General features: G+C 50.3%; 2 protein-coding genes. Both read left to right on the top strand.

All coding sequences use genetic code 11. From position 1 onward, the window contains the following. The coding region (locus BK658_RS23835; RefSeq protein WP_148049743.1) for an RHS repeat-associated core domain-containing protein at positions 1-2,145 on the top strand (2,145 nt) is incomplete at its 5' end. A 6-nt stretch (positions 2,146-2,151) separates the two neighbouring features. Further along, a complete protein-coding gene (locus tag BK658_RS23830; RefSeq protein ID WP_123584447.1) occupies positions 2,152-3,162 on the top strand; it encodes a hypothetical protein in 1,011 nt (336 codons plus the stop codon). The last annotated feature ends 191 nt before the right edge of the window (positions 3,163-3,353 follow it).

Below are 3,353 nucleotides of genomic sequence, written 5' to 3'. Positions count from 1 at the left end.
CGGTTGATCAGCAGCCAGTTGCCGGACGGCCGCACCGAGCAGTATCAGCGCGACGTCAGCGGCCAGTTGACCGGTTATACCGACCCGGCCGGGCATACCACCCTGTATCAACACAACCGTCGCGGCCAGGTGCGTCAGCGCACCGACGCCCATGGCCGGCAGGTGCAGTTCGGGTACGACAGCTATGGGCGACTGCAAGCGCTGACCAACGAAAATGGCGAAAGTTATCGGTTTGCCTGGGACGCAGGGGATCGGCTGACCGAACAACACAACCTCGATGGCAGCGTTAAACGTTATATGTACGACGCTCTCGACAATGTAAAACGAGTGGAGACCATCGCAGCACCGCGAAATGATCACGCGCCAAGTGAAGAGACCATCATCCAACATCTGGAACGCGATGCGATTGGCCGCCTGACAACACGAATCACCCCTGACGGGCAGTCCCGGTACAGCTACAGCCCTTTGAATCAATTGATTGAGGCCGTCGTCATCGATAACGACGGCACCGAGCAGCGACTGGGCTTCGCTTATGACGCTTTGGGCTATCTAATTGAAGAGCAGAGTTCAACAGGCCATCTCAAGCATCATTACGACGAACTCGGCAACCTGATCCAGACCCAACTGCCTGATGGCCGCTGGATCAATCGCCTGTACTACGGTAGTGGTCATCTGCACCAGATCAACCTCGACGGCCATGTAGTCAGCGACTTCGAGCACGATCGCCTGCACCGCGAAGTGCTGCGCACCCAAGGCCAGATCAGCACCCGCAGCGAATATGACCGTAGCGGTCGCCTACGTACTCGCCAACGTCGGCATACCAGCCAGCCATCGTTGATGCCGGCCGCTGAGCAAATTCACTTTGAGTTTGATCCTGGCGACCTTCTTGTGGGGCGTCTTGAACGACTGCCGCAAGGCCAACAACACCAACTGCTGCACTACGACGCGACAGGCCGGATCATTGCAAGCCAGGGAAGTCGCCAGGGACAGAATGAAAACTTTTCCTTCGATGCGGCGGCCAATCTCCTCAACGGCTCATCCGCTGCAGCTGGACGAGTTGTGCATAACCAACTGATGACTTACCAGGATAAACGCTATCGCTACGACGGCTTTGGGCGAATGATCGAAAAACGTAGCAGGCGGCATGGATTGCAGCGTTTCAGTTACGACACCGATCATCGTTTGATTGAAGTTCGAACGCAGAAAGTCAACGGAGAGAGCGTGGTCAGGATGCGCTATGACCCGTTGGGCCGACGAATTGAAAAAACCGAACACGACAGCAAAGGGCATCTCATCGCCAGCACGCGTTTCGACTGGGACGGCCTGCAACTACTGAAAGAATATAAAAATAATCAGACCAGCCTGTATCTCTACACCGGCAGCGGGCATGAACCTTTGGCCAGGGTGGACGGCAGCAATGAAAATCAAAAAGTCCGTTATTACCACAACGACCCCAATGGACTGCCACAAACATTGACGGAAAGTGACGGTCATCCGTTATGGCGTGCGCACTATCAGGTGTGGGGCAATACGATTGATGAGGTCCGTGAATCGTATTACATCGAGGAACAGAACCTGCGGTTTCAGGGGCAGTACCTAGATCGGGAAACCGGTCTGCACTACAACACCTTCCGTTTTTATGACCCGGATGTAGGACGCTTTACCACCCCCGACCCGATGGGCCTTACCGGTAGCCTGAACCTCTATCGCTACTCACCGAATCCATTCACCTGGATTGACCCGCTGGGATTAAAAGAAAACGAGATTATTCGTTACATGGGCAAAAGCGAAACTGTCTCATCCAAGGCAGCTAACGGCGGCAAAGGAGGACTGGTTCCGAATATCAGAGGTGAGAAAGCGGTCTGGGTCAATCATGACAGCAACCCCGGATTCAATCCGGGCAAGGAAGAGTATCGGGTGGTGGCCACCGTCAATAATGAAGGGGTCAGCATGCTCAACGAGCACAAGGATATTTCTACCGTTGACTATAAGGAGACGGGGCTTAAAGATGGCGTACTGTCCAAAACGAATGAACCCAAGGCCAGAGGAATCGGTTTCCGGTTATTAGATAAATTTAATAAAACCATCACATCGTTTCGTGTCGAGAAAAAAGGCCCGAACGGAAAGTGGAAGACATGCGGATAACGTTAAATGGACATATTCAATCTCCTTTCATACAAGCTTGAGAATTTCCTGAACATCCGTCCATATCCGAAAGAGCTGGGCGCTGTTTTTTACCAAGAAGACGAGCCTTCACTGCTGTCTGTCGCCGCTAGAAAACACAACGGTTCGACCTTCTACATCAGCCGCTGGCACGATTTGTTCTCCATAAGCGCCTTTGAAAAATCCATGTCAAAAAACGGTTTCACGGAGCCGGACTGCTATGCCCTTCTCTTGGTCCTGTCCCGCTTTGGCTATCTGCTTGAAATCGACAACCGTCAACGAACCAATAAAGACTATTTTATTTTCTTCTTCCTGACTCAGTTAATCAGTTTGAAGAACAGTTCTCTCGACGCGGATGCACAGCTCAGGAACTATATGCTCAGGTTCCTGCTTTTTGAATTGAGTATTGACGACGAAGCGTATCGTCGGTTCAGCATCAAGGATAATCAACTGGTGATGGCTACTGACACCCGGGGCTCTATAGCTTTTTTGGAGGTTATCGACTTAATCTACAAAGCGATCAAGTTTGATAGCAGAAAAGAATATGTATTGCTAAGCACGTTAAAAAACTATCAAACAAGCCTCGTCACATTACTGACCGAACCCGACGACACAAATTACCGTTTCAGGCTAAATGATCGCCATAGCGAATACATGTATCCCGATGTATTTTTGCAGGCATACGCTAAAAACAAGAGACAGATATTTCATATTTTGATCGACACGATCAACCCCCTTCAATCAACGGAAAACCTGTTTGTCTCCAATATTATTTTGATGAACTATTCCTTTTATATTCTGAAAAACAAGCCTCACGAAATTCTAAAGCTGAAAAAACACGTCAATGATGAGGTGCTGTTCAGAAAACTTCTGGAAGCAATAATTACTCGTCGAATGGCAATAAATAAATCGTCATTCGAAAAAACATCTATAGACCAGGACCTTTCCTTGATAAAAGACAATTCGACCTCGTTCTACAATATTTTGTACAGCCTATAGATGCTCTCACAAACGAGAGAACCGCGCTGATGCGCATGCCGTAACCAACAAGGAGAACGGTGCAATGGAAGGCATACAATTGCGCAACAAGCACAACGATTGCGCGGCGGCCAGACGCTTGCGTCGGATGAACATCCCGCATGTCTGACGCACTCTGGGCCGCCCGGCTGGGCGATGCCCTCGACCATACC

This window comes from Pseudomonas brassicacearum (genome assembly GCF_003732175.1).
In the GTDB taxonomy this organism is placed as follows: Bacteria; Pseudomonadota; Gammaproteobacteria; order Pseudomonadales; family Pseudomonadaceae; genus Aquipseudomonas; species Aquipseudomonas brassicacearum_G.
This window is presented reverse-complemented; position numbering and strand designations above follow the sequence as displayed.

Bases quoted from the DNA above. Each gene is read 5' to 3' on its own strand.
- BK658_RS23830 (WP_123584447.1), top strand. From the start codon at position 2,152: ATGGACATATTCAATCTCCTTTCATACAAGCTTGAGAATTTCCTGAAC.